Consider the following 26,171-nt stretch of genomic DNA (forward strand, 5'->3'; position numbering starts at 1 on the left):
CTCTGGATAAAATTGTATCTTTTTAGCGATGAATAGCCTGACATTTGAGGTGAACTTTAATCTTGAGACGAAAGTATAATGTATAATGCAACAAAATATTTCGACAAGGAGAGATTATGAGTACTCATTTTAAACGACTAATCGGCTTCGGAGCTTTCGCTTTAGTAGCGATGTTGGCTGTTGGCAGAACGTCGATAAATAACGAGACATTGTTCTGCAGTTGTCCGCAATCAGTGGCATTTGATCATGGGCTCCCCATGAGTCACCCGATTAATCGATGCGCTAAGGAGCAGGCTGATGTGATCAGCTGGTCTAGCTGGGTAAGTGGTAACTCTACTTCGTATCAAATGCATTTTATTGATTTACTTGAGCTACTTTCGCGCTATGCTGAAGAAACGGATGAGATAAAGCCAAGAGCGTAATTAATATGGACAATGCAAATAACGGTTTGTGGGATGTGTTTAAAAGTGTTGCTGCCAGCGTGTTTGGTGTGCAAAGCAGCGCAAACCGAGAACGAGATTTTCAGCAAAAATCGTTTGTGCCTTACGTAGTCGTTGGGGTGATTTTTGTTGTTGCCTTAGTCATATCGTTGGTACTGGTCGTTTCAGTTGTTGTACCCAGCTAACACCAATTCTACTGCTAGCTCTTCTGTGCAAATTAACATCTAAGCCTTAACGTGAGGTTGGCTTAATATATAACGCCAATAACTCACTGACTTTTTTTCTGCCATTTCCTTTTTGACTAATAAACCGACTCACCTGCAGCTCTGAAAGCTGTGCAAGCGCGTAAAGGCGACGTGTATCGTCAGTATCGTGATTACTGATAAGCACCGGAATATCACGCTCAAAAGCGGTTTTAGCAGAAATTAACGCCAAATTACTCTGTTCAGCCATGGAAAAGCCACCTTTGGCATAACTGGCAAAGTTAGCTGTTTTGCTGATGGGGGCATAAGGCGGATCGCAGTAAACCACACTTCCTGCACGAGCTCGGCTAAATGTCTTCTCATAAGATTCGCATACAAACTGTGCCTTCTTGGATTTTTCGGCAAAGAAATACAGCTCCTCTTTAGGGAAGTATGGCGCCTTGTACTTACCAAAGGGGACATTAAATTTGCCAGATAAGTTATAGCGGCACAGGCCGTTGTATCCAAAGCGATTCAGGTACAAAAACAGTACCGCGCGTTCGTAAATATCTTCGCTGGCATTGAACAAAGCGCGCATAGCATAGTAAGCGTCGGAATCGTTGTTTTGCGCCGTGAATAGCCCTTGTGCATCTTCTATGTAACGTTCTGGCTGTTGTTGCAATATTTTGTAAAGGTTTATCAAGTCGGGGTTGATATCGCTCAACAGGTAGCTGGAAAAGTCAGTGTTTAAAAACACCGAACCTGCACCGACAAATGGCTCGACTAATTTTTTTGCTTCTGGAAGGTGATGGTTTATCTGTTCGACTAGCCTGTATTTCCCGCCTGCCCATTTCAAGAAGGCTCTGTTTTTCTTATTCGTCATTAATGTGTCTTGTCAGGCCTTGATTTTGATGAAGATAATGCAAGGTAGAGATTGTAACGAGCCAATGGCAAAACAACAATTGGCATGTGGCTTTAATTGGCAGATTCAATTTCTTGATGCACTTTTTGTAACGCTTTAGGGAATGGCGTTGCCTCATGCAATCCTTTGGGCAGCGACGAAACACCAACTAATGCTGCGGCCAGAGACGGGTAATGTTTATTATACAAAAGTACATACCAATCATTGTTGTAGCGTTTGGTTTGGTACACCCATACGTATTGTTCAATTTTATTGTTGGTCAAATAAGTCTCAATGGCGCTGTGTACGCTAAAGCCGATCACCTGCAGCACGTACCCGTCTTTCGGCAGAGCCAATATAGTGGCTTCATCAAATGCATAGTCAGCTGTCGTTAATAATTCGCTTGGGGGTTGGGCTTTAGCGCTACCTGCTTGAGGCGTAATATCCGCAGCAAAGGGTTTTTGCAATGTGCCAGTTTGTACCATGCCATTCGTTGATTCTGACTCGGCTGCACGTTTGGTCTCTTTACGTGAGCTGCTAGCATCGTCTGCTGGCATTTCAGTCGATTTATTCTTGTTGGCATCAATACGTTTACTTTCACTTTGCCAGTTTGATATGAGCGCGTCTGTTTTAACTTTCGGCGTAACCTCAGGTTTGGCGACCGCTCTTTCTTCAGGCGCAGCGCTTTGCACAGAAGTATTCAGATGAGCTGTTTGTGCTTCTCTTGCGGCAGATGAGTCCGATTCTTTATTTTTTTGACCCGTCGACGTGTCTTGAGGTGGTATCTCAATTACTGAGGTTGATGCGGTTTTATTTTGCTCTACGCCAGGCTTTATTGTGCTCAGTGGAGATATTGTATCTCCATCCTGATTATCAGCGTCACTTAACAGCTCTGGATACTGAGATAGCAAAATACTGGCAAATATCGCAACAAAGAGCAGTGCAATAACAGGAATAAACCACGGGCGCTGCATGATACTAGGGGATTCTACAGGGCTTGCTTGGTTTCGCTGCTCTATGCGCTGAGCAAACGCTTGTCGTTTATTCGCGATTAACTGCTCTAATTCACTACTCGATATGTTCGCCTCGTGATCCGCCGTTGCGCCGGTACTGGCACCGGCATCCACGACTATGACATTATTTTTATCGCCCAAGGCTTGGTAAGTTTGATTTATCCATTGGCGCTGGGCAAATACCAGCACATTGACTTGCCTGTCACTGCCTGCGTGTAGGGTTATAACAAGCTGCTGCAACTCTTCTAGCATACTGGCAGAGAGGTTTTCACCTTTGGATATGCATATCAGTAGTCCTTGTGTTGGGGCCGACTGAGCATGACCAATGCCAATACCAGGCGTGAGTATCTTGGCGAGGGGAGTGTTGCCAGAATTGGGTGCTAATTTACTGGAAAGTTGTTGTGTCAGTTGTTGGCGAAAATCATTCAGCATCATACTTGGCTTAGCTGCAATGATAGCCACTTCGTCACTGTCATCTTGTTCAGCCAGTAGCGCATCAACACAGGTAGATACACTAAAATCGGGCTCAGACTTCACAAAAATGAGCCCCGAAGAATACTGAATTAAATGGCTAAGGCGTTTGTGCAATTCGCTTTGCAAAAGTGTTTACTCAAATGGTTTATTAAAATGTTAGTTCAATAAATTGTTTGTTCGAAGGTACGGGTCTAAAAAGTCATTCGTTTAATCGGTCGAGCGCTTAAATGAGACTCGTTTAGTACCTTGCTAATCTAACAATGAGCGCAACAGTGTTTCATCTAGCTCAGAGGTAACCACCGCATCGCCAATTGCTTTAGGTACGATGAAGTTGAGTTTGCCCGCTTGCACTTTTTTATCGTGTGCCATGTGCTGCATGAAAGTCTGATAACCCATATTTGCTGGTGGCGCGATAGGTAATGAAAATGCCTCTATTAAAGCAATAACACGCTGCACTTCTTCTTTGCTCATCCAGCCTTTCATTTGGCCTGCTTTCGCTGCGAGTACCATGCCTGCTGCGACGGCTTCGCCGTGTAACCAATTGCCGTAACCTTGCTCTGCTTCAATGGCGTGACCGAAAGTATGACCTAAATTGAGTAAGGCGCGAAGTCCTGACTCTCGCTCATCAATAGCGACAATTTCAGCTTTGATTTCACAACAGCGCGCAATGGAATATTGCAGGGCGTCAACGTCTTGCGCGATAAGTTGAGCAATGTTTTGCTCAAGCCATGCAAAAAATGCTTTGTCGTAGATAATACCGTACTTAATCACTTCCGCCATGCCGGCAGAGAACTCTTTTGCTGGTAAGGTTTGCAGGGTTTTGGTATCGATAAAAACGGCTTTGGGTTGATAAAATGCGCCAATCATATTTTTACCTAAAGGATGATTAACCGCAGTTTTACCACCTACCGATGAATCAACTTGTGATAACAAGGTGGTAGGTATTTGAATAAAGGGCATACCACGCTGAAAACTTGCTGCGACAAATCCAGTTAAATCACCAATAACGCCGCCACCAAGAGCGATCAGCGTAGTGTCACGCGCTGCAGACATGCTAAGCAGCTGAGTGATCACATGCTCAAAGCTGGCCAGATTCTTGTGTTGTTCACCATCGGCAATGACAATTTTTTCAATCTTGATACTGGGTAAGCTGTCAATAACGGTTTGACTGTATAGCGGGTCAACTAGGTCGTTGGTTACCAATACCGCTTTGTCTGTCTTGATGTAATCTGCCAGTTGGTTGCCTTGGGTGAGCAAACTCGGCTGGATAAAAATGGGGTAGCTACGCTCACCCAACTTCACTGTTAATGTTGTCATAAGCGCAGCCCTTTGGAGGTAATGTCTAGCTATTACTGATTGATTTTCTCAATGATCTGATTGGCTACCGCGCGGGCGCTTTGCTCATCAGTATCAACAATGTAATCAGCAGCATCTTCATACATTGGGTTGCGTTCTTCGGCGAGTCTACGCAATACGGTTTCTGGATCGTCCTTTTGCAGTAATGGACGACGTTTATCACGTTGCGTACGAGCGACTTGCTTGTCAATTGTGGTTTGTAAGTAAACCACAATGCCTCTCGCTGATAGGCGATTACGCACAGCTTTACTGACGACAGAGCCACCGCCAGTTGCCAAAACAATACCTTGTTTGTCGGTTAAATCATTGATGACGGTTTCTTCACGAGCGCGAAAGCCTTCTTCACCCTCTAAATCAAAGATCCAAGCGATATCAGCACCAGTGCGCTTTTCTATCTCTTGATCTGAATCATAAAATTCTAAATGAAGTTCGTCTGCGAGGTGTCTTCCAATCGTGCTTTTACCAGCACCCATCGGACCTATTAAAAAAATATTACGTTTTTCAGCCATTTTTGCTTAGTTCACAATTCTGTTATTTCGGGGGTAGAAATCTATATCGCGGCTACCCTTAAATGGATTAACCTGACCTCGTTGAAATTTCGAGGGCGGGATTATCTCAGCTTTACCCTGAAATTTGCAAGCTTTGTTAAGTCTAGGTGAAATTTAAATCGCTAGTAAGTGTGTTTTACGTGTACATGTGCGCTGGCTTTGTTGGCTTGCAAGTCATGTAACTCGCAGAATAGCTCATTCTAGAGCTAGGTCATCAAGCAATATTTTAGGCGTGACAAAAATCAGCAATTCACGCTTTTCATTGACGGTTTGGGTGTTTTTAAACAGATGTCCAAGGACTGGGATGTCCCCAAGTAGCGGAACTTGGCTTACATCATCAGTTGTCGTCTGCTGAAAAATGCCCCCAAGTACGATAGTTTCCCCGTTATTGACCAGTACTTGGGTGCTGATTTCTTGGGTATCAATCGCGACGGCTAAACCCGTTGAGGTATTGACTGTGTCTCCTCGAGTATCTTGGGTAACGACAAGGTCCAAAATAATTCTATGATCCGGGGTGATATGTGGAGTGACTTTTAAACTCAGTACCGCTTTTTTGAACTCGACGGACGTAGCACCGCTAGACGTGGATTGTACGTAAGGTATTTCGGTCCCTTGCTCAATGTAGGCTTCACGTTGATTAGCCACCGTAATACGCGGGCTGGCAATAACTTCACCCTTGTTTTCAGATTCAAGGGCGGATAATTCTAAATCCAATATGGTGCCATCCACTAAGCGGGCGACTTGAATGCCAATACTACCCGCTGGATTGGTAACGGGAAGATTAACATTTAGCCGATTATCAATAGACGGCACTACGCCGCTGCTAAGTGTATCGGCGCCTTCGATAGAGCCAGATGTAGCTGTGTCACCAGAGTTATTACTAAAACCCCAGCGTACGCCAAGTTGTTCACCAGCGTTATCGCGCACTGTAACCATGCGTGATTCGATTAAAACTTGTTTAACGGGAATGTCTAGTGCGCGAATGAGCTTTCTCGCTTCATCAATAGAAGTTTGCGTGTCTCTGAGTAATACGGTGTTAGTACGCTCATCAACGGCAACACTGCCCCTTGGGCTTAAAATGCTGCTATCGGTATTCTTTAAAATACCGGCTACTTCTTTGGCTTTTGCATAGTTAATTTGTAAATTAGCGGAAATAAGGGGAGCGAGCTGAGCTACCTGTTGGCGGTTTTGCAATTGCTGGGTTTCTCTGGATGCGAGCTCTTCTGATGGGGCGATAAGTAGTATGTTGCCTTCTAAGCGCTTATCTAAGCCGCGAATTTTCAGAATCATATCGAGTGCTTGATCCCAAGGTACGCCATTTAGACTGACGGTTACATTGCCGCGTACCGTATCCGTAGTAACCAGATTAAAGCCATTAACTTGAGCGATGATTTGCAACACATTACGCACTGGTACATCTTGGAAATCCAGTGAAATGGGCTCGCCGTTATACACAGAAGCACTTTGTTGTTGCTCAGTTGCTTTGGGCTTAATAGTCAGCACTAATTGATTTTGATTCTTGCTGTGGGTGAACACCACATCTTCGAGTAAGTTGAATTCTAAAACGCTGGCCCCTTTTCTTGCGAGGGTGTCTATTTCTATAATCGGTGTGGAAAATTCCGCCACATTTAAGGTAAAGAACTGATCAGGCGCTAGTGTTGTGTCAGGTAGGGTGAGGGTCAATTTTCGCTTCGATGCGATTAATTGAGGAGCAATTCGCTGATTGTTAAAGCTCAAGGTCACCACGCCGTACCCTTCAGTTGAGCGGGTAAATTGTATGTCATTTAGCTGATTAGTGGTCAGTTCGTTAAGTGCAGCAACAGGGTCAACGAGCACCGCATCAGATTGTGCAAGACTAGGTAAATGCCATAAAGCGCAAAGTGCAATGGCGAATACGCACAGCAATTTTTTGGAATGTAAAAAGTGGCGACTAGCCATTGTTCTCTCCTGCATTGTCTTTCATCGACAAGGTTGCTTGTTTTTGCTGCCAGCAACCTGTTCCATCAGGCAACATTTCAGTGTAGGTGATTTTTCCATCTTTAATTGCTGAGACCTTGCCATAAAAAAGTCCAAGATAATCACCTTTGGTCACACGGTATAATCGGCCTTCGTTGGTTTGAATTAAGGCCCAGACCTTATTGTTTTTATTGATGGTGCCAATAAACGCCATAGCATCTATTCCGTAGTGCTCTAGGGGTTGTTTAACGTGTGCCGTACTCGGTTGAGGGCAACTGGTTGTTGCTGCTGCCGTTTCAGCTTGCGGTACATTTTTCAATCGCTGGAATGGACTACGCATTTCATTTGCCGAATAGGCAAAGGCTGGTGATGTGGTAAATTCAGGGTAGGGCTCAATATTCACCGGTGTGTTGCTTTTAACATCCGCGATATAGGCGTTTAAATCTTGTTTTTGTTCTGAACAGGCTGCCAGTATGAAGAGCATTGTAATCGCTATCAACGCTCTCATTTGTTTGCATCCGCTCGTGATTCAGTCAATTCAGCCCGATAGGTTTTGGCTGCTAACGTTAGCTTTAAATTGGATACCTCCTGACTCACTTCAAAATCATGCACGGTCACGATCCGTGGAAGAGCTGCAATATCAGAAACAAACTTGCCAAATGCATGATAGTTACCTGTCACTTCGATCTGGATGGGCAGTTCGGTGTAAAACTCCTTCGGGACTTCTTTTTGCCAATTGAGCAGTTTGAAAGTAAGACCAGCAGAAGTGCCCACAAAGGTGATGTCGTCAAGTAATCCTGGCGTTTCGTTACTGGTGGGTAATGACTTAAGCATTGAAGAAAAGTCTTTTTCAAGGCGCTTAAGCTGCTCCTGATAAGCGGGTAAGTTTACTGCTATGTTGTATTTGCCTTGATAACTTGCTTTTAAATCGACCTCTTGTAATTGGACTTTTTCAAGCAGAGGAAGTTTGTCTTTTACCAAGGTGTAGTACCCCCCGATCAACGCAATGATAGCAACAAATAACGCAACAACGGTTTTCACCTCAAATGGCCAAGCGGCTATTTGATCAAAATCTAATTCGTTGAGTTCTTTGAGCTTCTTAACATCAAATTGCATTTATTTTGCTTCCCCTTGTGGTTGATTAAAATCAGGGGCGATATTGGGGCTAATGTTAAACTTGAGTTTAAATTCGCTTACGGCATCAGCTGCTGTGGTATCAGCCACAATGGAAGACAACTCACCGTCATTGAACACTGTTGAGTCAGACACATTACGCATGAAATTCGCCAGACGATTGTTTGAATCACTGACGCCGTTGATTTCTACGCGGTTGATAGTGCGAGAAAAGCGCGCAAAAGATACCCCCGGGGGCACCACACGAGCCAACTCATCGAGCACAATAGGCGCTGCATTGCGACTTACTTCTAGTTGTTCGATAAGTGTCATACGCTGCTCGATAGCGTCTTTACTTTGTCTTATGCGTTTAATTTCACCAATTTGCGCGTCGATTTTGACTAGCTCTGCGGTTAAAAACTGATTCCGATTTTCTTGAGTGGCAATAAGATTATCCATGGTTTTACTGACTGCAAACATCAACAACACCATAGACACGCCGATAGCCACTAACATGGTTAGGTAGTTTTTCTTGTGTTGTTGACGCTGGGCTTCGCGCCAAGGCAGCAAGTTTATATGTGGCAAGGTGAAAAACTCCTGAATGCCAATCCGGTGGCAATGGCAAAGTTAGCTCCGTGAGCGGCGATAAGCTTGGCACTCTTTTCATCGCTTTGCATATCAGCTAAGGGATTAAAAACATTCACACTAATACCTAAGTCTTGGGCAAGCTCATCAGCTAAAGCGGGAAATGGGCCAATTGCCCCACAAATGAAAAGGTGCTTAGGAGAAGGCTGGTGGGATGCGCTCACATACATTTGAATTGCCCGGGTGATATGCTGCTGTAAGTTGGCATGGAAAAGTACGTAACATTCTTGCTGCCAATTTACCGGTAAAGAATGGGACACCAGCTTTTGATCGTACTCAACCCGAGTTAAATTAAAGTTCGAGCAGCTGTCTTGGGTAAGCGCATCAAAACCAAAGTTGTGCTCCTTGGTGTACAGAATGTTGTCATCTGTAACGGCGCAAAACTGCATTTGCGATGCTCCAATGTTAATACAGCATCGAACTTCATTTTTTACTTTGCTTTGCTCATCACTAGATATGATATCGCTATCGTTAGGGGGCGGTGTTTTGACGGGCGATGGTTGATGGGAAAAGTGCATCAATGCGTTGGCGAGAGCGTATACTTCAACATCTGAAATTTTGGGTTCAAAGCCCACTTCGTTTAAAAGTGTAAGCCGAGAATCAAGCATGTCTTTATGAACGGCGCTGAGTAGCACTTCCACTTTTCCCGAGTAATTAACGCTGGGAGCGAGCCTTTCAAAATCTAAGTAAATCTCTTCAAGAGGGTACGGGATCAAGCTGTCGGCTTCTAGCTCAATTTGGCTTTCAAGTTCAACATCCGTTAAATCGTCGTCCATGTAAGCAAGTTTATTAATAACGGCTGGTCCAGATACGGCTATGACCACCTGTTTCACTTTCGTTTTTAGGCTAAGTTTTACTTTTTTCAATGCTTGGCTTAGTGCTTCGTAATCTTTAACTTCCCTTTCTGCAAAAGCATTGCCATTGATTGGCTCGCAAGCGATGGCTAGCACAGTGGTGCTTTGCTTGGTTTGCTCAAGCAGTACGGCCTTAACATAGCGGGTGCCGATGTCGAGTCCAATAAGGTGCTGCGCTTTTTTAGCCAATAATTTGTTAAACACGTAAGGTTCCGATGCAAATATACAAAGCGGGATGTTAGTATTATTGCTTAATTTTTAATTATTTATGGTTCTTATAACGGTACTTAGGTATAAAACATGAGTGGTTACAATGTAGAATGCGCTAAAACGCTGCAAAGCGTTGCAAAATACGGATGTTATGTGGTCATGTGAAATAGCGAATTATAGCTAAATATAGCTAATTGAAGCCGTTACTGACACTACAACCGGTCAATAGTGTCAGTAAAGGATCTCGCATGTTTACAGATAAACAGCTAAAAGGACTTAAGCCAAAAGACAAAAAATACACGGTTACCGAAACAACCGGTGAACGTGGCGAAAGCCGGTTACAACTCAATATTTACCCAACCGGTATCAAGAAATTTCAAATTCAGTACTACCTAAACAAGCAACGTAAACGCTACGAGTTTGGTAAATTCAGTTCACACCCTGGTGACTTAAGTTTGCGTGATGCCAGAATTGCCTTTTCTGAATTATCTACTTACGTAAAACATGGAAGGGATCCCAAACACCCCGACAAAGTCGACCGCCGAAATTTGGGTTCGCTTGGCACCTTGTACCTAGATTTTATGAAGTGGTACAAATCAAACAGAAAAATAGCCAGTTACGAAACGGTATCAAGCTACCTAACCACCTCGTTTGAAAACCAAATTGATTTAAACATGGCGGCAGCGGACTTTACCCCAGACATGTGTCGTAGCATCATTTACCCAGTGTATAATCGCGGCAGTAAAGACGCTGCACTAGGGCTAAAATCAGCCATTTCAATGATGTTTAAATATGGCATTGATTACGACAACGGCCCTGAACGTTTCGGTAAACCAAAAGTGTTTGATATCACCACAAACCCCACCCGCGAAATAACCCTAAAACACCAAAAAAAAGCAGGTAAACGGTTTTTAACACCTGAAGAAGTGCGCACCATTTGGCACGCAAAAGACATGCACCCAAGGTTTAACCGGTATTTCAGGTTGAATATGGCGTTGGCCGGTCAACGAATTATCGAAGTAGCCCACGCTTTCGACCATGAATTTGATTTAAAAGAACGCCTGTTTGAAATACCGGTCGAAAGAATAAAAGTCACTCCACGGGGGAACCACGTAGTGCCGCTAAGTGACTTTGCTATTGAGCAGTTCAACGACTGCATGAAATTTAGAAGCCAAGAAGGGCGGCTATTCCCAAGTGCCCGCAACCCAAAACAAAGCATCACACTCCGGTCACTAAGAAACGGCCTGATCTCATGGTTAGCCAACAACCCAGAATTTGAATGGTTCATAAATCAAGATATACGCCGCACATGCAAAACACTCATGAGCAAAGCAGGCGTAAACATAGAACACCGCGACATGCTGCAACAACACTACAAAAAAGACGTCGCAACCATCAGCTATGACCGCTACGACTACCTAACAGAAAAACGCCAAGCAATGGAGCTTTGGACCGGATATTTGAAAAATATTGTTTTCTAGTAAATATTTCGCTTGTATTCGATTTAAAAAGTCGTAAGGTTTAATTACATCAATTAACGGAGTTGCCATTGATGTACCCACAAGTAACCAACGCAAAACATTTCGAAGCCTACAAATTAATTTCCAGACTCAAGGTTATACGGTCTATTGAAGACAGCAGAGTTAAGATCGCTGAATATCGAGTGTGGGAAAGAGATTTGAACAACTTCCAGCCAAATATCGAACTCAGAGAAACAGGATGAGTTAGCCATCATTCGATCTGACATAGATTGCGAACGGAGTGAAACGGCCAACTGCATTTTTCCATTTGAAGTTCTTGTATGTTTCGGCTGATAGCGTACTAATAATACTGCCAACTAATTTGATCTGAACCATCAATGGTTGAACATCCAATAGCTATAAAGTTAAAGATTGAAATTGATAAATCATTATACTCCACTAATTTTCCCTAGAAATATAACGCGCTTGCTAAGCGGCAATAAAATAAGTGAGGAACGAGTAAAATGCAACTAACTGTTTTGTTCCTTTGAGCAACTTGTTAGACTTAAATTTCGTTTAACTCTATCCGCATCTGCTGTTCTAACTCTTTTGATTTAAGCTGAATATCTTGGCCTTGGCCATTGAGAATACCTTGCTTAGTTTGCATATCAGTCTGATTATTTGACATGATTAATACAGGAAACTGATTTATAAATTCTTTTGCTGATTCTATAGAGTGTTCAACTAAACTTTCTAATTCTTCGAATGTTTTTATCAGCGCTGCACTAGCAGTCAATTTAAGAGATTTAGACTCTGATTTTAAAATTGCATATTCCCTCATGCTTTCACTCATTAGTTCCATAACTTGCATGCTAAATTGACTTAATGCTGCGCTCTTTTCTACTTCTGTCTCACAATCCAACATTTCAGCCATATAACGTGCAAATATTGGCTGCATTCTATTGAACAATTCTGATTGATATTTTCTACCAAATTCATCAAGCATTTTCACATAACGCTCGTAATGTGAAATTTTTAATTCAAAAATTTTTTTTCTTCTTTCGAGATCAAGGTTCAAAGAGTGTTGTAACTCTTTTAGATTTTTATCGTGCCTCTGTTTATTGAAGTAAACATAACCAGCCCAGAGAACATTCAACACACAAAAAATCCAAGCAAAATAATCTGGATTTTGTTGGATATATAAATATACTGATTCCACCGAATTTCCTTTACGTATAATACTTACTTAAGCGGAGTGAAAACAGCCAACTGTATTTTTCCGTTTGAAGTTCTTGTGTATGCCCAGCATGGGCATTAACTAATGAGTGGAGGCCGCCCCAGATGAAAGTCACCTGTAGGAGGAACACCTTTTAACTAACGTGTTGTTATTAAACGTTAACTATTAGCGAATGGCAAGGGCTTGACTGCGAGGTCTGGTCTGGAGGAAGCCGGACGCAAAGCTGCGAACTGATGAACAAGAACTTCATATAAGGCATAGGCTAAAGTTGAGTTGGCACAATGTGACGAAACCATGTGTTCTAACGGTCACCGCAAATGATGCATCAGTGCAGTGAAAGTTCATGCTCTTAGCTTCGGTGAGTCCGCCCTTCCAGATATCTGCTTAACCAGCGGTCGGTAACTCACCAGTGAGACACTGGTATACAAGTGTCTCGTCCTTTGAGTGTCATCAACTCAAAGGAGCGAATGAGATAAAACCGATAGCGTCGACAAGGGTAACTCTGTTGGTTATTAAGCAAAAGTCAGCAAAGGGCATAGTAGCCAAACGCTCATCGTAATGGTTGGGACATGATGAGGGCCTGAACCTAAAGGTCAGTGAGGTGCCTGTGCAGCTCAACACCTTCATGCCCGACTGGGCTTAGGATCGTTGGCGCGAAAGCAGAAACCAGCATTGGGATAGGTTGGAGCTGGAGGTTAGTGACCTCCAGCTATCCGATTAGCTTTCATTACAACCAAAATAAAAATTTTGTGCAATTTCAATTGATTTACGGTTAATCTCATGAACTTCAGCATTATTGATTACTCGATGTTCTTCTTCAATATTTTTAACAGCCCTTAAATAATACTTTGGGGATATTGCCATACCCATCGAATTTCCATTGCAATCAGCCGATATGAATTTTTCCCCATTAGACTCTAAGACTTGCCACTGATATCCCGAATAAAGATCCTTATTATCGGTGAGTAATTTTTTAATTTCTTGAGTAGCGGTAAACCTTCCCGCAATTTTACCACCAGATCTAACAGGAACTTTACCTAATGACTCAATAAGCTCTTCAGTATTTTTATCTAATGTTACACAAGGAACGTTATTAAATAACTGTGAGTCCTCTGCTTCATTTATGGAATACTGCCAACGTAAATACCATAACAAATGATAATGAGAAATGGCCTCATGATCTGAAATACTATTTCCGCTTTCAATTCGTTTAACTTCTGTTAAAAATTTCTCCTCTATTGGGTGGCTCACTAAGCTTTCACATTCTTGTGACCATGCTCTATTGCCAAGAAAACACTTCCCTTTTACTCCAAATGATTTAGTTTCAGCTCCTTTAAAATTGACTTGCAATAGATTATTTGAAGTAAACCTTTTTAAAATAGCTTTTAAATGGAAGTGCTGTTTTTTAGTCAACATGTAATAATTATTATCAGATGTAGGTTCGAATGACACGATTCTCTCCATGAAAGTTAACGCTTATTATTGAGAATGCCGCGTAAGTGACTTCTCGAATTGATGTTCAAACTCGTCATACTCAGTACCTACCTCTGATTTTACTAAGTGTTCCTCACTACAAAGCTTTCAATACACGAAGAGTTTAAAAGGCAAAAGGAGACCAACACATAGCGCAACATTACTACTTCCTATTAAATACTATGTAAAATATTTTTCATAATTAGATCAATGCGTTACCGAATTGGAAAAACTGAGACTAAACAATATTATATAGTTGAAGGCGGCTTAGATATAATATACTACATCTCATTAGGCCTGTTTTTTTATACAAGTCATTTCAATGCGAAATACTTAGCGAGTCATGTAATATGTTACCCGTTTAAATGAGAATTTATGATTCAGACGAAGCTAATGGCAGAAGATCTGCAATATTGCACTCAGGCGTCATGTAGATCCGAGTGAAAGCCGGTAATTTAAAATCGGCACTTAACTTTTAAAAAGCACATCTGACTGGTAAAAAGAAAGAGACAATATCGTAGCTTAATAAAGTTAAACTAGAAAACAACGAACTCACTATCAGAACCAATTTTGAACAACCTTCCATTGAAAGACGCTTTATTATCTTTATCTACTTTCATTTCAAAGTAGGTTTTGTGTCTATAGCTGAGTATGTAAGTGTCACCATCCCAATTAAGTTCTACATTGTAATTAGGGTCCTTTGGGCTACCTAGTAAATGTATGTCAGCGCTTGTGAAAAACTCTTTTGCATAGGTAAGGCTTAAATACTTTCCATCATCCGCACCAACATATAAAGTCTCGGCTGGGTTGTTATTGATCGTATACCCTTCAACTTTAGTGACATGAAAAACGCCCTTGCTTAAAACTTTGTCTACTTCGCTCGGTGTTGGGGTATCGGCAGCAAACAGCTGGAATGAAAAAAATGTGAATAAAACGAATGCACGCATATCAAAAATCCTTTTTAAGTTGAAGCTATTTACAAAGCAGTTTCTTATCTTTGGTCGTTTCATCAGTCAACATGGTAATAGAACAGAGACTAAAGGGTGGGTTGTCATCACTTAATCCAACCTTTCATAGTAAGAATAATCACTGCGGTTGAGCTAACTTTTTGGTTAGTAAATAATTTAATATTATCTTGTTCAGTATCGGCTTGCTTGAATGCCGTATCTAACTCATTCATCAATTCGATGGCTAATGGCTTTACTTCATCCATATTACTAAAGCGATTCAAAACTGACTGGCTCAATTTATCCTCGTCCCAGAAGAAAGCAATGATATCGGCACTCGTCGCTAACTTATCCGCGTAGCTTGCTTTTTGCCAAGTAAGGCCATTTTGATTACCAATGAAATTGCCAGTATACCAAGGAGTATTTTCACTATTACTTGAGGGCTTTACTTCAGACTGCGAATTCACAACGGGGTTCTGAACTATTTCTGTTTGAGCTGGAGGGGTTAAAGGTTCATCTGGGGTATACTGACCGAAAATAAGAATTCCTATAAGTGACAATACCAAGTAGACGATGATGCCTACTGCAATTCCACCGAGTAACCTGACAAACCTCCCATATTTCTCATTGCTGAAGCGCTTATAAGACAATCGGCCAAAGTAAAAAGCCAATACCATCACGGCAAAAGCATAAATTAAAAACATAAATAAAATCCCTTTTAGCGTTGTTTTAAATTTAAAGAAGCATTTTCCTCAGGGGTGAGATAAACAGCATTTGATGCGAGTTCTATGGAGCCACTGCTGACCAACTTTCTGTATATATGTTCTGCAGTAACTTTCGGATCCGCTCCCTTGCGAAACGTAATCTCACCAGCAATCACCATATCGAAAAGCGCATTAACGACTTCAGATGTGACCTTTTCAGAATCAATAGAAGATTTTGAAGAAGCAGATTCAATTTGATTTTTGAGTAGAGAGTTGCTGCTCAATAGACCGAACGTGTCATCTGAAAAGTGGCCGACGCTGGCCAGTAAGCGGTCGCATAAACTCTGTTTTGGTTTGAAATGCTCAATTATGGTCAAAACATTTTCGAGCTTAGGTTTGTGGTAATTATTTTCCCACTGGTTAACGGATGACCTAGAAGCACCTATTTTCTTAGCAAAGTCAGTTTGTGAAAGGCCGTTGTGCCCCCTCACTAGTCGAACTAAATCACCTGTATTCATCACTGAACAATAACATCCATTTAAAAAATAGGAATATTTTAAAGTCAACTGTTTGACATTTGATTTAACGTGATCAATTATAATGATCAAAATAAATCAATTGACCAAGTCTTAACAGGTGCTTTAAATGAAAACTTCAGCCGTTCTCAAGCATTTTGGCAGTGTAAACGCTACAGCCGCTGCGCTAGGTGTATACCACTCAACTATATCGCAGTGGAAAGAATACCCTCCTTATCTTCGCCAGTGCGAAATCGAGTTACTAACCGAGGGAAAGCTAAAGCGTGAGCCAAAAAAACAACCTCCTTGTCACCACCATCCTGAAACTAAGGTTAGCTAACATGAAAAGCAAAGTCTCATTAAAGAAAAGCAAACTTGCATGTACTGACCCAATCGGGGTGGGCTATACCTTCCTGCTTGAATACAAAGACGCTATCTGTGCGCAGGTCATGCATTGTTCACCAGGTGTGGCACGCAACAAACTAAACCCAGATTGCGAAACCAATCACCAAACCCTTGAAAACGCCGTTGCACTATCACAAGAGCTTGACGACGACCGCCAGTTAGAAGCATGGGCAGCACTGCGTGGCAAAGCCATGTTTGATTTACCCCAAGGCAGCGTGTCAGACGACGAGTTAACCGACCAAATTCTATTGGTGGCTGAAAACTTCGGCAACATCAGCGAAGAATTACGCCAAGCCCGCAAAGACGGCATCATCGACCCAGAAGAACGCAACGCCATACAGCGCCGCGTTATGGCAATGGTCAGCAGCCTAATGAACCTTGACGCCGAAGTAGCAAGCCAAGTGCGCCAATTCCCCACCAAAATAAAATCAGCTTAAGGACGCCCGCCATGTCACCTATCAAACACCAACCTATTCTTAATGCCTGCGGCCAAGAAATCACCGACACCGATCGCCACGTCACCGTCAAAGAAGCCGCAGTAAAAGTCAAAGTGTCAGCCCGCACCATTGAAAACATGGTCGCCGCCGGCCAATTCCCGCCTAAACACAACACATCACCGGGGCGCGTCGCGTTCTGGGACAGCGAACTAAACGAATGGCAAAAGCTAGGGTGCCACGGCTGGCATCAACGCTATGGCCAACAACACTTACACGCACTCGCGAGTCAAAAGCGCACCGCTTAATTAGGTCCTGCATTGGCAGTGGGTTTTATGGTTTCGCCCACTGCCTTTTTTAACCAAAAAGGTCAATATGATGAAAAACAATACCGCGCTCGTCGGGGATGTATTGCCACTCAATGCACCTCGAACCCCACAAAACGCCATTGATTCATGGTTTACCTCGTGCGATGCAGCCGCCAAAAAGGCACCGCACAAAAGCCCAAGCGAATGGGTAAACACCCTGCAAGACCAGTTAAAAAGCGGCAAGGAAAAAAGCCTAAACCTGATATTCGCCGGGTTAGACCCACAAATTAAAAAAGCCCTATACATGGCCGCACACCTAAAACGTGACGACCTACCCAAAGACGTAGCAGACCTAACAGGCGCACAGCGCCAGCAAGTGTTTATCGCCCTGCAACGCTTTGAACAACTGATAGTGCAAATGCAAAAAGCGGGCGTGTTTTCACTTGCATTCTGGGAAATAGGCCAGCTAGTACCGCCCACCCCAGTTGAACAGCAAGAAATTGACCGCCTAAAAGAAATAAAACGCGTGCGCTACGACCTACAACGCCAAAAACTTAACGAACAGCACGGCCTTCACCAAGACGGCATCCCACAACAAAAAACAGGCACAGCATAATGAGCACCACCATCACCGTTCACCGACAAGACGCCGTTGACTGGTTGCACATGCAGCCAAACCAATCAGTTAATTTAATCGTTACGGATCCCGCGTATCAATCACTTGAAAAGCACCGCGCCAAAGGTACTACCACGCGCCTAAAAAACAGCGATGCCAGCTCAAATGCATGGTTTGCCATATTTCCCAACGACCGATTCTTTGACTTCTTCATAGAGGCCTACCGCGTACTAGACGACAACAGCCACATGTACGTCATGTGTGACCAAGAAACGGGCCTATTGATAAAGCCAATAGCTGAACAAGTCGGGTTCAAGTTCTGGAAGTTCATCACATGGGACAAATGCGCCATGGGCATGGGTTACCACTACCGCAACCAAACCGAGTGGGTCATGTTTTTAGAAAAAGGCAAACGCAAGCTTAACAACCTAGGCATGTGCGACGTACTGCGCCACAAGCGAGTGCGCAACGGTTACCCAACCGAAAAGCCCATGCAGCTTTACGCCGACTTAATCGAGCAATCAACCAACATCGACGAAACCGTAGCCGACGTATTCTTTGGCAGTGGTGCCGGTTTACTTGCCGCCCACAATTTAGGCCGCAAAGCCATAGGCACCGACATAAGCGACGCCGCCCACGCCTACCTGCAACAACGTGCAGCAATCACCAACACCATCATTAACACCAAGTAAGGCCAACACCATGCAAATTATCGATCAAGTCACCAACCAAATAAGCGAGAACCACCACACAGGTTCATCACAAGTGTTAGCCAACGCGCTGGCATCAGCTTGCAATTCTAGCTATGGCGTTAGCCTGCTTGACGCATCCATCAGGCTCGACAGCGAGAACAAGCAACTGTTTAACCGCTTAGCGGATATCCGCAAAGAGCCCGATTACAGCAATGCCGCCCAAGACAGCGCATTAACCTGGCTACGCCAAAACAAATACATCAAGTAGCCATCAGCCAAAAAGCAGCCAGTAAAAAACACCAAAAAAAGGACACCATCACCATGTGTATACGTAGCAAAATTCATTTAGCCATTGTCGACCAATGCAACCAAGCCATTTTGTTTCACAAACGCCGCCCTACTATCAACAGCCAAATTATGGCTGAAGAAGTGCTAACCACATGCAGCGGTATTACCGACCATGCTGGTTTTATCGACTTAAACGCCCTCATTCAAAAAGCGTTAATCAACCTAGAGAACGGCACCCCGCAAATCATCCCTGTGGGCGGTATTGAGCAAGCAGAAAAGCCAGTTGCCAAAAAAGCAGATTTAGATAATGAAGGTTTCGGCATCAATTGCCCCGGTTGCCAAGATGAAATATCCCCCTTAACCGCAGGCGGCTATCGTTCTTTTTGCACAAAATGCGTGGCTGTGTTCCCGCCGATACCTAACAATCAAGCGCACGAAGGTGGGTATTTCATCGACGGTGAATACCCTAATTTCACATGGATTGAAGCGGGCGTAACGCAACAAGAAAAAGCCACACTAGCTGAGGGTTGTAGCCATGAATAACCAAACCTTAGAACAGCTAAAAGCTGAAAACGCTCAACTAGCCAAAAGCGTCAATCACTTGCTTAATCAAAACATCAGTGCTGAAAACCTGCTTAATGAATTGCTACTGCACACCAACCCAAGCGCCATAGATTGCGAAACCTTGGTCGCCAAAATTCACATGTTGCACATGCACTGGCACCGCACATGCCACGACTTAAAGCACGGCCAAGGGCCAAGCATGGCAGGCGTGCCCACCAAAGTGATCATGATGAAAGGCCGCAAGCATGGCTTAAGTCATATGGTTGCTGCCGACATGGCAAGCGGCCAAGACCAAAGCGCATTTTGCACGGCAGGTATAAATGATGAAGACGCCAGCACCGTGCTTAGCTACTTCAGCCAAAGAAAAAGAGCCGAGGGCTACAACGGGCCAACGGCTATATGCGTGAGTAGATTAGCTGAAATTCATTTGGACGAAGCCAAAAACGTGGCCAATGAAGCGTTAAACGCTATAGCAAGCAAGGCTAAGCAACAGGGGCAGGGATAATGAAAAACAAACTAATAGACCTAAACAACCACCTATTTGCCCAATTGGAACGCCTAGGCGAAGAATCATTAAATGGTGAAGCGCTTAAGGATGAGATTGCCAGGGGCAAAAGTGTTGCGGTAGTGGCTAATCAAATCATAGCCACTCAAGCACTTGCGCTAGATGTGGCCGTGAAATATGACGAACTTAGCCTGAACGCGAAAAAGCATATCGACGGCATATTGATAGAGCAAAAATCATGAAAGCCGGTCGCGTATACAACAAAGCCATGATCGCCTGGTTAACTGAAAATTACCCAAAGATGATGATTAACGAGTTAACAGCGCAATTTAATCGCACCTTTAGGAAAACGAAAACCCCTGCACAAATAAAGTCATGTTTGACGAATCATGGCATTAAAGCAGGCGTTAAACGCACCAGAACTGTGCCCAAGTATTCAGAAAAACACTTGGCTTGGTTAGCTGAAAACTATTTGTGCATGAAAATCGACGAGTTAACCGACGAGTTCAATAAACAATTCAAGGGTTTTGGTGCGACTAAAGCCACTATTCACAGCACAGTAAAACGCTACCAGATTAAATCAGGCCGTAATGGTCAATTTAAACAAGGTGAAACATCGTGGAATAAAGGTAAGAAAGGCTTAAACACAGGTGGCGAGGCGGGTTGGTTTAAAAAAGGCACAATACCAGTAAACCATAAATTTGTGGGCTCTGAGCGAGTCAATAAAGACGGCTACATAGAGGTGAAAATAGCTGAACCAAACCTATGGGATTTAAAACAGCGCGTTAACTATCGTGCAGTACACGGTGAAATTCCAGACGGCATGGTTGTGATCTTCAAAGACAACAACAAACTAAATTGCGAACCAGAAAACCTAATGCTAATTACGCGTGCTCAACTAGCTGTTATGAACAAGTTTGGCGTAGGTAAAGCCGCAAAAGACTTAAAGCAATCAGCGGTGCTATTTGCTGACCTAATTATGAAACTAAAAGCGGTGAGTGCCGCCTAACAATGCACCACGTTCGCCAGCTGCCTAACCCGTTCATACCGGCCATGCACCAACACTTGGTGCAGTGGCCTGTTCGCACGTCTGGTACAAATGCCGACGGCACCCGCTATTTTGCGCCTATTGATTTATCAGCCACCCAAGCTGAAAAAGCGCTGTGGAAATTAGGCGACGACGGCGACCGTTATCACCGCTCTAAAATACTGCGCGGTTTGCCGCAATCAGTGGGCAATGCAGTGGCCACGGTTTACAAAGACATGTACCGCAGCGACAACAGCAAAAAAGGCGAAGCCGTAAAACGCCAACGGGCTAACCGCTATTTAACTGGCATATACAACCGCCACTTATCAAGCAAAATGGCTGTGCTGTGCCAAAACCCGCTTATTTTCAAACCAAGCGACATGATCGTTGATGACGAATACTTAAACATGACGTTCGGCATAGCCCCTGAACTAAAAAGCCTGAATAAAAAGGCCCAAAGCGCACACGAAAACTACTTGTTAGATTTGCTCGAATACTGGCAAGAATCAGAGTTGATGCCCGTTAAGCGCACCAAAGAAGAAAGCGAACCCAGCGTGGTTTACCACGAAGACGGCACCACCACGATTAAAACCGCCAAGTCAGACAACCACCAAGCCAGCAGCCATGACCTGCAAAACTTTTGGAACCGCAGCGACAACGAATTGCGCGACTACGCATTCGACATGGTGCGCATGGTGTATCAATTCTTACAAAGGCTGGTAATAGCAGGGCGCGATCACTTCTCAGAAAACGACCTGCTTAAACGTATTTATCAAGTGGTGTGCGCCATACCAAACCAAATGTGCATACGCGAAAAATACCAAGACATATCAATCGAAAAATTCACCACAGAACATGCCGACATTGGCCTAGCCCGTTTATTGTGTGAAAAATGGTGGCTGCGTAAATTACGCAAAGTACACCGCCAAAAGCACGAAGAAATCGCCATAGCCTGCGGCGTAGTGCACAGCGGCACCCAGTGTTATGTCAGCAACGACACCTACAAATACTTTGAAAGACGCCAACAAGAAAGCCTAAAAGTGCTAGGTGATATGGTTGCCTACAACGAAGAAAGCGACCAAGAAGTGCCGCTTTTATCCCTGATTGAAAAGTCAGTCTCTAACCCTAAAATTCGTCGCCACGAACTAATGACCCGCATGCGCGGCTGCGAAGACTTCGCCATAGAACAGGATCACGTCGGGCTATTCATCACCCTAACCGCACCCAGTAAATGCCACCCAACCAGTAGCCGAAAGTTAAAGGGTGAAAAGTCGATTATCGCCAACCCGAAATATAACGGCGTTACCCCAGACGAAACCAACCGCTACTTAAACAACGTGTTCGCCCTTATTCGCTCAGCGCTAGACAAACTCAATATCAAGCCTTACGGGTTCAGAGTCGTTGAGCCCCACGAAGACGAAACACCGCACCAGCACTACATGCTGTTCTGCACTGACAAACAACAGAACACCATAATTGATATGTTTTATCACTACGGTTTGCAAATAGACGGCAACGAAGCGGGCGCCAAAAAACACCGCGTGACCGTGGAAAAAATGGACCCCAAAAAAGGCAGCGCCACCGGGTACATAGCCAAATACATTTCAAAGAATATTGACGGTTATCAAACCGACGGCAAAGAAATAGGCGAAGACAACTACGGCAACCCAGCCGCCGAAGCAGCCAAGCGCATTACCGCATGGCGCAAGTGCTGGGGCATTCGTGCCTTTCAACCGTTTGGGCAACCCTCAGTAGGCATTTGGCGAGAACTGCGCAAGTTCAACAGCGAAGAAACAGGCCAATGGCGCGAAAAGCTCAACACAGAAAAAGCAGGCACCTATAACAGTCACGTTATTGCCTGGTTAAATCACACGCGCCCGGCAAAAGCCTGCGCCAACGACGAAATAGAAAAATGCCGTTTCTGGGCAGACACAGGCAAGTGGGACAAATTCATACAAGAAATGGGCGGGGTCAACACAAAGCGCGATAACCGCCCCGTATGGTTGCTAAAACCAAACGAGCCCGTGATTAACCGCTACAACGAAGCCGTGCCGCACAAAGCCATTGGTGTAGAAAGCATCACCGGCAGCATTATTACCAGTGATAAAACATGGACCCTACACCGCAAAGGCGAAAGCCCTAAACGTATCGCCCTTGACGCTTTAAAAGCAGCGCGCAGCGGTGCGTCGTCTTTTGATTCTGCTCTTAGCGAAGCGGGAACCGCGCAGCCTTGGAGTGCTGTCAATAACTGTACCGACAGCACCTTAGAGCAGCCCAATAAACCCGAAGAACCCGCTTTTACCCCCATGTTTGCCTATCCAAAACCACCGGTTTTTGAACAAGCACAAGAATACCTAAGCGAAATAAGCGAAGAAGACCAAGAACTAGCCGAGTTTTTACTTAATAGAACACCCGCCCCATTAATCAAGGGGCAAATTCAAAGACTTAAGAAGGGCACTAACCTGCGTTTGAGCGCCAATAAAGCCTTAAAAATAGTCGAATACGAAAACGGCGAGAAACACCTTACCCAAACCCACGTAACCGACCCGAACGACGATTGGTTTATAGAAGAAGAAGAACCCTTCGACCCCAACAAACCGATTTTTACCGCCGAATCAGGCCTAAAAATCATCAACGGTAAACTGCACATAGGAACGGCCGCATGACGATAGCTCAGCTCACTATCACCTTTTTAATGATTTAGTTTGTAAGCATTTTTTCGCTGCGAAGTTTCTTATTTATTAGGGCTGGAGAAATTCCCTCTAAATAGTTACTTTCGTACGATATTTCTTTTGATGGGGTTTTTAATACCGCTTTTATGATAACGGTACATCTCGATTCATCTTGAAAACCAGCGATATAATCTGCTTGTTCACTACTAATGCCATCATCTACTAAGATAACATCGTTAATTGATAATTTGGGAAGAGTACAGCCATGCAAGAATGAACTACACTTGGCTGTCATCCCACCGTAACTATATTCGATAGTAATGTGCTTAATAGAAATTTCAAAAGGGTTGAAGTTCAAGCCTCTGAGCCAAAACTTACTCTTTGGTAAGTCATCGAGATATATTTCAAATGGACTATTCCTTGGCCGCAAGTCAATATTGATATTTTTAGTGATATCCTCATCCGAGCGAAAGAAGCTAATAAATACCCCGTACACTCTAGACATAAAATTACCTAGTGATGAAAACTTCATTTTTTTGATAAAGGTAATAGACAAGCTTATAATTACTATTCCAATCCCACTAAATATCCAATCTTTTTGTTCTATAAACCACTCAAGCATAGAGTTCTCCTTGCGCATTTTCAATCAAGTCCCAACTTAGATTGGGAGTCGATGTAGCATACTTGTTATGCGTATCAATAATCATTATGACTTTTGTCAGACAATGATCTTAATAAAAATTCAGACTATCGTTTATCACATATCAATATTCCCATTGAAATGTGGTAAACGATACACTGAATATAAATTGAGCGAAACTGAATAGGTTTCGAGGTGCTACCAAGACATTTTAATTCTACTCCATAGGAGGGGGAAAATATGAGTTTTACAAAAATCTTTTTAGTTCATGAGAAAATAGGAAATCTGTTTCAAGGTTCAAGTCAATGTCAAGATTTTTTCTATACCGATATTGGAGAAAGTGAGTTTTCTGGTTATTATACGACAATGTATCAAATACAAGATACGCTTAAGAGCCTTCATGAACATAGATTAAAAGATTTCGATAACAATGCAAACCAAGCTTACATCGAATTTTTTGGTGTCATGCAAGCGCTATTTGTGCAACAAGACTCCATATGTGAATTGTATAATATAATCACTGGTTCGAAATTGGATACAAAAGGATTACCTTACTGGAATATATTAAGAGATCTAAGGAATAAGACCGTCGGCCACCCTTCAAAGAAACACATTCCAAAATGTAAACCGTTAATAAGAACTTTTATGCCTAGAGGACATCTGAGTTATAAGAGGTTAAAATTTGAACAATGGCAAAGTCCAAATCTTATAACGCACCCCGAAGTAGATTTAGGACGAAAAATAGATGGGTATGCGCTAGAGGCCTTAGGGAAGCTAGAAATAATTCTAGATACGATGAAGTTAAAATGGAACAGTTAAGTTTTTTATTTCAGTTTTTATTTTCTACAAGACCAATTTCTAATAATTTAGGGTTTGAATATGAGTTTCAAAAAAGTTCCGCAATGCATGGGTATTGAACTAAATAAAATAAATAGAATAATGGATGTTTTTGAATCTTCATTTGAATATAAATTCTCTAAAATCGTTGAGGGGTATAAAGAAAATTTATCTGAGAATAAAGAGTCTAAAGAAAGTAATAAGTCAAAAATGGAAGCTCTTGAGAATCAATATGAAAGAGAAGTTATCGCTAAGGGGGGAGAGTACGTAGAGCCACCTTCAACATCGGATGATTATATTGAAGCCCATTACGAAATTTTGGGTGCAGAAGGATATGAAAGGCAGTTAAAGTACGAAATTACAGCTTTGTTGGAAATGCAGATAATATATGCGCATAAAAAGGTCGAAATATCTTTGAAACAATTTATTGAGATTTTAAGCGGTGAAGATGTTTCAGGTGAAAACATTAACTGGCCGGGATTAATATCAAGGTTTAAAAAGTTTGATATTAATTTACCCGAAATTCAAGGGTATGAATCTGTGAATAACATCCGAACTGTCAATAACTCATTAAAGCATTCCCACGTAATATCAAAATCTGTTAAGAAAATAAGAGCTCCTGAGTTTTTAGGCGAAAAGATGTTTAACGACGACAACTTGTTTTGTTTTTATACTGCCAATGTCGAAAATAGAGATTTATTTGTGAGAACTGTGGCTTATTTAGTTGGTATATCTCAAGGTATTAATACAGACTCACTCGCCGAGATTAGTTACGGGACTATATATCAGGTTGAGATGGATGACATACCGTTCTAATCTCTGCCGATAAATTGAGCGCTACTTGAGAAAATGAGTTTCTTAAAATTTGCTTTAACCCAACTCAAACAGCAATTGTCTTTCATTAGCGGGCAGCATTCTTAACAAGCTGGCTGCCAATTCACGGGTTGAATTAACAGGTGGGTTTAGGGTGTGGCTAAAAGCCAAGGTGCTAACAAACGTATGGCCACACTCTTTGGTATTGGTGCAGCTGCAATATAAATTAGACACTTGAATAGATTGTTGATCACGGCTAGTAATAACCGCTTTACTTTGGCAATTGGGGCAGGTGATACGCATAAAAAACAAACCTTGGTGATGGTTACAAGCGCGACTTTA

The 26,171-nt window shown here is 43.0% G+C and carries 32 protein-coding genes; 16 read left to right on the forward strand and 16 right to left on the reverse strand.

Translation table 11 applies throughout. From position 1 onward, the window contains the following. The first annotated feature begins 116 nt into the window (after nt 1-116). Both PATL_RS03385 and PATL_RS03390 read left to right on the forward strand, forming a co-directional pair. Nucleotides 117-422, forward strand: a complete 306-nt coding sequence (locus PATL_RS03385) for a hypothetical protein (protein WP_006990750.1) — start codon at nt 117-119, stop codon at nt 420-422. Nucleotides 423-427: 5 nt separating this feature from the next. Next, nucleotides 428-625, forward strand: coding sequence for a DUF2970 domain-containing protein (locus tag PATL_RS03390; RefSeq protein WP_011573553.1), 198 nt, complete (start codon nt 428-430; stop codon nt 623-625). A 46-nt stretch (nt 626-671) separates the two neighbouring features. Here the strand turns inward: PATL_RS03390 and PATL_RS03395 are convergent, their stop codons facing one another. From PATL_RS03395 to pilM, 9 genes are all read right to left on the reverse strand, one after another. Continuing rightward, nucleotides 672-1,505, reverse strand: a complete 834-nt coding sequence (locus PATL_RS03395) for a Dam family site-specific DNA-(adenine-N6)-methyltransferase (RefSeq protein WP_011573554.1) — start codon at nt 1,503-1,505, stop codon at nt 672-674. A 92-nt stretch (nt 1,506-1,597) separates the two neighbouring features. After that, nucleotides 1,598-3,073: an SPOR domain-containing protein gene (locus PATL_RS03400; protein ID WP_011573555.1), complete on the reverse strand. Its 1,476-nt coding sequence runs from the start codon at nt 3,071-3,073 to the stop codon at nt 1,598-1,600. 186 nt (nt 3,074-3,259) lie between these two features. Further along, complete coding sequence (aroB, locus tag PATL_RS03405) at nt 3,260-4,327, reverse strand: 3-dehydroquinate synthase (protein WP_011573556.1); 1,068 nt, start codon at nt 4,325-4,327, stop codon at nt 3,260-3,262. A gap of 32 nt (nt 4,328-4,359) precedes the next feature. After that, nucleotides 4,360-4,875: a shikimate kinase AroK gene (gene aroK, locus PATL_RS03410; protein ID WP_006990745.1), complete on the reverse strand. Its 516-nt coding sequence runs from the start codon at nt 4,873-4,875 to the stop codon at nt 4,360-4,362. Nucleotides 4,876-5,109: 234 nt separating this feature from the next. Further along, nucleotides 5,110-6,852, reverse strand: a complete 1,743-nt coding sequence (locus PATL_RS03415; RefSeq protein ID WP_011573557.1) for a type IV pilus secretin PilQ — start codon at nt 6,850-6,852, stop codon at nt 5,110-5,112. Beyond that, nucleotides 6,845-7,378, reverse strand: coding sequence for a pilus assembly protein PilP (locus tag PATL_RS03420; RefSeq protein ID WP_011573558.1), 534 nt, complete (start codon nt 7,376-7,378; stop codon nt 6,845-6,847). Before PATL_RS03420 ends, PATL_RS03415 begins: the two co-directional genes overlap by 8 nt. Next, a complete protein-coding gene (locus PATL_RS03425; RefSeq protein WP_011573559.1) occupies nt 7,375-7,986 on the reverse strand; it encodes a type 4a pilus biogenesis protein PilO in 612 nt (203 codons plus the stop codon). The genes PATL_RS03420 and PATL_RS03425 overlap by 4 nt, the downstream gene beginning before the upstream one ends. Further along, a complete protein-coding gene (locus PATL_RS03430; protein ID WP_011573560.1) occupies nt 7,987-8,568 on the reverse strand; it encodes a PilN domain-containing protein in 582 nt (193 codons plus the stop codon). Next, nucleotides 8,556-9,686: a type IV pilus biogenesis protein PilM gene (pilM, locus tag PATL_RS03435; RefSeq protein ID WP_011573561.1), complete on the reverse strand. Its 1,131-nt coding sequence runs from the start codon at nt 9,684-9,686 to the stop codon at nt 8,556-8,558. The genes PATL_RS03430 and pilM overlap by 13 nt, the downstream gene beginning before the upstream one ends. 254 nt (nt 9,687-9,940) lie before the next feature. Here pilM and PATL_RS03440 point away from each other — a divergent pair, with 254 nt between their 5' ends. Then, complete coding sequence (locus PATL_RS03440) at nt 9,941-11,173, forward strand: site-specific integrase (RefSeq protein ID WP_011573562.1); 1,233 nt, start codon at nt 9,941-9,943, stop codon at nt 11,171-11,173. Between the two features lie 544 nt (nt 11,174-11,717). Here PATL_RS03440 and PATL_RS03445 read toward each other — a convergent pair. The 5 genes from PATL_RS03445 to PATL_RS03465 all read right to left on the reverse strand — a co-directional run bounded on the left by PATL_RS03445 (nt 11,718) and on the right by PATL_RS03465 (nt 16,031). After that, entirely contained in the window at nt 11,718-12,371 is a 654-nt protein-coding gene (locus PATL_RS03445; protein ID WP_011573563.1) for a hypothetical protein, read from the reverse strand. 735 nt (nt 12,372-13,106) lie between these two features. Next, on the reverse strand, nt 13,107-13,841 hold the full coding sequence (locus tag PATL_RS03450; RefSeq protein ID WP_011573564.1) for a hypothetical protein: 735 nt from the start codon (nt 13,839-13,841) through the stop codon (nt 13,107-13,109). 557 nt (nt 13,842-14,398) lie between these two features. Then, a complete protein-coding gene (locus PATL_RS03455) occupies nt 14,399-14,809 on the reverse strand; it encodes a hypothetical protein (RefSeq protein ID WP_011573565.1) in 411 nt (136 codons plus the stop codon). Between the two features lie 107 nt (nt 14,810-14,916). After that, the gene (locus PATL_RS22150) at nt 14,917-15,513 is read right to left on the reverse strand and encodes a hypothetical protein (protein ID WP_011573566.1); all 597 of its coding nucleotides are present in this window, start codon (nt 15,511-15,513) and stop codon (nt 14,917-14,919) included. A 14-nt stretch (nt 15,514-15,527) separates the two neighbouring features. Further along, on the reverse strand, nt 15,528-16,031 hold the full coding sequence (locus PATL_RS03465) for a helix-turn-helix transcriptional regulator (RefSeq protein WP_041713265.1): 504 nt from the start codon (nt 16,029-16,031) through the stop codon (nt 15,528-15,530). Nucleotides 16,032-16,158: 127 nt separating this feature from the next. Between PATL_RS03465 and PATL_RS03470 the strand changes: the two genes are divergently transcribed. The 11 genes from PATL_RS03470 (at nt 16,159) to PATL_RS22155 (ending at nt 23,533) form a co-directional block, all read left to right on the forward strand. Further along, entirely contained in the window at nt 16,159-16,368 is a 210-nt protein-coding gene (locus PATL_RS03470; protein WP_041713267.1) for a Cro/CI family transcriptional regulator, read from the forward strand. 1 nt (nt 16,369) lies between these two features. Then, a complete protein-coding gene (locus PATL_RS03475; protein ID WP_011573568.1) occupies nt 16,370-16,870 on the forward strand; it encodes a phage regulatory CII family protein in 501 nt (166 codons plus the stop codon). Between the two features lie 11 nt (nt 16,871-16,881). Continuing rightward, nucleotides 16,882-17,175 carry a helix-turn-helix transcriptional regulator gene (locus PATL_RS03480; RefSeq protein WP_011573569.1) on the forward strand — a complete coding sequence of 98 codons (294 nt, stop codon included), beginning with the start codon at nt 16,882-16,884 and terminating at the stop codon, nt 17,173-17,175. A 67-nt stretch (nt 17,176-17,242) separates the two neighbouring features. Continuing rightward, entirely contained in the window at nt 17,243-17,791 is a 549-nt protein-coding gene (locus PATL_RS03485) for a hypothetical protein (RefSeq protein ID WP_011573570.1), read from the forward strand. Between the two features lie 11 nt (nt 17,792-17,802). After that, the gene (locus PATL_RS03490) at nt 17,803-18,483 is read left to right on the forward strand and encodes a DNA-methyltransferase (protein WP_049765930.1); all 681 of its coding nucleotides are present in this window, start codon (nt 17,803-17,805) and stop codon (nt 18,481-18,483) included. A gap of 10 nt (nt 18,484-18,493) precedes the next feature. Beyond that, nucleotides 18,494-18,751, forward strand: a complete 258-nt coding sequence (locus tag PATL_RS03495) for a hypothetical protein (RefSeq protein WP_011573572.1) — start codon at nt 18,494-18,496, stop codon at nt 18,749-18,751. Between the two features lie 53 nt (nt 18,752-18,804). After that, nucleotides 18,805-19,314, forward strand: a complete 510-nt coding sequence (locus PATL_RS03500) for a hypothetical protein (protein ID WP_011573573.1) — start codon at nt 18,805-18,807, stop codon at nt 19,312-19,314. Then, nucleotides 19,307-19,840, forward strand: coding sequence for a hypothetical protein (locus PATL_RS03505; RefSeq protein ID WP_011573574.1), 534 nt, complete (start codon nt 19,307-19,309; stop codon nt 19,838-19,840). The genes PATL_RS03500 and PATL_RS03505 overlap by 8 nt, the downstream gene beginning before the upstream one ends. Continuing rightward, on the forward strand, nt 19,840-20,082 hold the full coding sequence (locus PATL_RS03510) for a hypothetical protein (RefSeq protein WP_011573575.1): 243 nt from the start codon (nt 19,840-19,842) through the stop codon (nt 20,080-20,082). Before PATL_RS03505 ends, PATL_RS03510 begins: the two co-directional genes overlap by 1 nt. Next, nucleotides 20,079-20,849: an HNH endonuclease signature motif containing protein gene (locus PATL_RS03515; RefSeq protein ID WP_011573576.1), complete on the forward strand. Its 771-nt coding sequence runs from the start codon at nt 20,079-20,081 to the stop codon at nt 20,847-20,849. The genes PATL_RS03510 and PATL_RS03515 overlap by 4 nt, the downstream gene beginning before the upstream one ends. 2 nt (nt 20,850-20,851) lie before the next feature. Continuing rightward, nucleotides 20,852-23,533, forward strand: a complete 2,682-nt coding sequence (locus tag PATL_RS22155; RefSeq protein ID WP_011573577.1) for a replication endonuclease — start codon at nt 20,852-20,854, stop codon at nt 23,531-23,533. A 34-nt stretch (nt 23,534-23,567) separates the two neighbouring features. Here the strand turns inward: PATL_RS22155 and PATL_RS03525 are convergent, their stop codons facing one another. Continuing rightward, nucleotides 23,568-24,161: a hypothetical protein gene (locus PATL_RS03525; protein ID WP_041713271.1), complete on the reverse strand. Its 594-nt coding sequence runs from the start codon at nt 24,159-24,161 to the stop codon at nt 23,568-23,570. Between the two features lie 258 nt (nt 24,162-24,419). Here PATL_RS03525 and PATL_RS03530 point away from each other — a divergent pair, with 258 nt between their 5' ends. Together PATL_RS03530 and PATL_RS03535 are read left to right on the forward strand one after the other, a co-directional pair. After that, nucleotides 24,420-24,998, forward strand: coding sequence for a hypothetical protein (locus PATL_RS03530; protein WP_011573579.1), 579 nt, complete (start codon nt 24,420-24,422; stop codon nt 24,996-24,998). A gap of 60 nt (nt 24,999-25,058) precedes the next feature. After that, nucleotides 25,059-25,832, forward strand: a complete 774-nt coding sequence (locus tag PATL_RS03535) for a hypothetical protein (RefSeq protein ID WP_011573580.1) — start codon at nt 25,059-25,061, stop codon at nt 25,830-25,832. Between the two features lie 54 nt (nt 25,833-25,886). Here the strand turns inward: PATL_RS03535 and PATL_RS03540 are convergent, their stop codons facing one another. Next, entirely contained in the window at nt 25,887-26,132 is a 246-nt protein-coding gene (locus PATL_RS03540; RefSeq protein WP_011573581.1) for an ogr/Delta-like zinc finger family protein, read from the reverse strand. Nucleotides 26,133-26,171 lie beyond the last annotated feature (39 nt).

The organism is Paraglaciecola sp. T6c (genome assembly GCF_000014225.1).
Taxonomy (GTDB): Bacteria; Pseudomonadota; Gammaproteobacteria; order Enterobacterales; family Alteromonadaceae; genus Paraglaciecola; species Paraglaciecola atlantica_A.

Bases quoted from the DNA above. Each gene is read 5' to 3' on its own strand.
- PATL_RS03495 (WP_011573572.1), top strand. From the start codon at position 18,494: ATGCAAATTATCGATCAAGTCACCAACCAAATAAGCGAGAACCACCAC.
- PATL_RS22155 (WP_011573577.1), top strand. From the start codon at position 20,852: ATGCACCACGTTCGCCAGCTGCCTAACCCGTTCATACCGGCCATGCAC.
- PATL_RS03465 (WP_041713265.1), bottom strand. From the start codon at position 16,031: ATGAATACAGGTGATTTAGTTCGACTAGTGAGGGGGCACAACGGCCTT.
- PATL_RS03390 (WP_011573553.1), top strand. From the start codon at position 428: ATGGACAATGCAAATAACGGTTTGTGGGATGTGTTTAAAAGTGTTGCT.
- PATL_RS03510 (WP_011573575.1), top strand. From the start codon at position 19,840: ATGAAAAACAAACTAATAGACCTAAACAACCACCTATTTGCCCAATTG.
- PATL_RS03500 (WP_011573573.1), top strand. From the start codon at position 18,805: ATGTGTATACGTAGCAAAATTCATTTAGCCATTGTCGACCAATGCAAC.
- PATL_RS03525 (WP_041713271.1), bottom strand. From the start codon at position 24,161: ATGCTTGAGTGGTTTATAGAACAAAAAGATTGGATATTTAGTGGGATT.
- PATL_RS03535 (WP_011573580.1), top strand. From the start codon at position 25,059: ATGAGTTTCAAAAAAGTTCCGCAATGCATGGGTATTGAACTAAATAAA.
- PATL_RS03515 (WP_011573576.1), top strand. From the start codon at position 20,079: ATGAAAGCCGGTCGCGTATACAACAAAGCCATGATCGCCTGGTTAACT.
- PATL_RS03425 (WP_011573559.1), bottom strand. From the start codon at position 7,986: ATGCAATTTGATGTTAAGAAGCTCAAAGAACTCAACGAATTAGATTTT.
- PATL_RS03385 (WP_006990750.1), top strand. From the start codon at position 117: ATGAGTACTCATTTTAAACGACTAATCGGCTTCGGAGCTTTCGCTTTA.
- PATL_RS03470 (WP_041713267.1), top strand. From the start codon at position 16,159: ATGAAAACTTCAGCCGTTCTCAAGCATTTTGGCAGTGTAAACGCTACA.
- PATL_RS03395 (WP_011573554.1), bottom strand. From the start codon at position 1,505: ATGACGAATAAGAAAAACAGAGCCTTCTTGAAATGGGCAGGCGGGAAA.
- PATL_RS03530 (WP_011573579.1), top strand. From the start codon at position 24,420: ATGAGTTTTACAAAAATCTTTTTAGTTCATGAGAAAATAGGAAATCTG.
- PATL_RS03415 (WP_011573557.1), bottom strand. From the start codon at position 6,852: ATGGCTAGTCGCCACTTTTTACATTCCAAAAAATTGCTGTGCGTATTC.
- PATL_RS03475 (WP_011573568.1), top strand. From the start codon at position 16,370: ATGAAAAGCAAAGTCTCATTAAAGAAAAGCAAACTTGCATGTACTGAC.
- PATL_RS03485 (WP_011573570.1), top strand. From the start codon at position 17,243: ATGATGAAAAACAATACCGCGCTCGTCGGGGATGTATTGCCACTCAAT.
- PATL_RS22150 (WP_011573566.1), bottom strand. From the start codon at position 15,513: ATGTTTTTAATTTATGCTTTTGCCGTGATGGTATTGGCTTTTTACTTT.
- aroB (WP_011573556.1), bottom strand. From the start codon at position 4,327: ATGACAACATTAACAGTGAAGTTGGGTGAGCGTAGCTACCCCATTTTT.
- PATL_RS03455 (WP_011573565.1), bottom strand. From the start codon at position 14,809: ATGCGTGCATTCGTTTTATTCACATTTTTTTCATTCCAGCTGTTTGCT.
- aroK (WP_006990745.1), bottom strand. From the start codon at position 4,875: ATGGCTGAAAAACGTAATATTTTTTTAATAGGTCCGATGGGTGCTGGT.
- PATL_RS03440 (WP_011573562.1), top strand. From the start codon at position 9,941: ATGTTTACAGATAAACAGCTAAAAGGACTTAAGCCAAAAGACAAAAAA.
- PATL_RS03540 (WP_011573581.1), bottom strand. From the start codon at position 26,132: ATGCGTATCACCTGCCCCAATTGCCAAAGTAAAGCGGTTATTACTAGC.
- PATL_RS03505 (WP_011573574.1), top strand. From the start codon at position 19,307: ATGAATAACCAAACCTTAGAACAGCTAAAAGCTGAAAACGCTCAACTA.
- PATL_RS03420 (WP_011573558.1), bottom strand. From the start codon at position 7,378: ATGAGAGCGTTGATAGCGATTACAATGCTCTTCATACTGGCAGCCTGT.
- PATL_RS03480 (WP_011573569.1), top strand. From the start codon at position 16,882: ATGTCACCTATCAAACACCAACCTATTCTTAATGCCTGCGGCCAAGAA.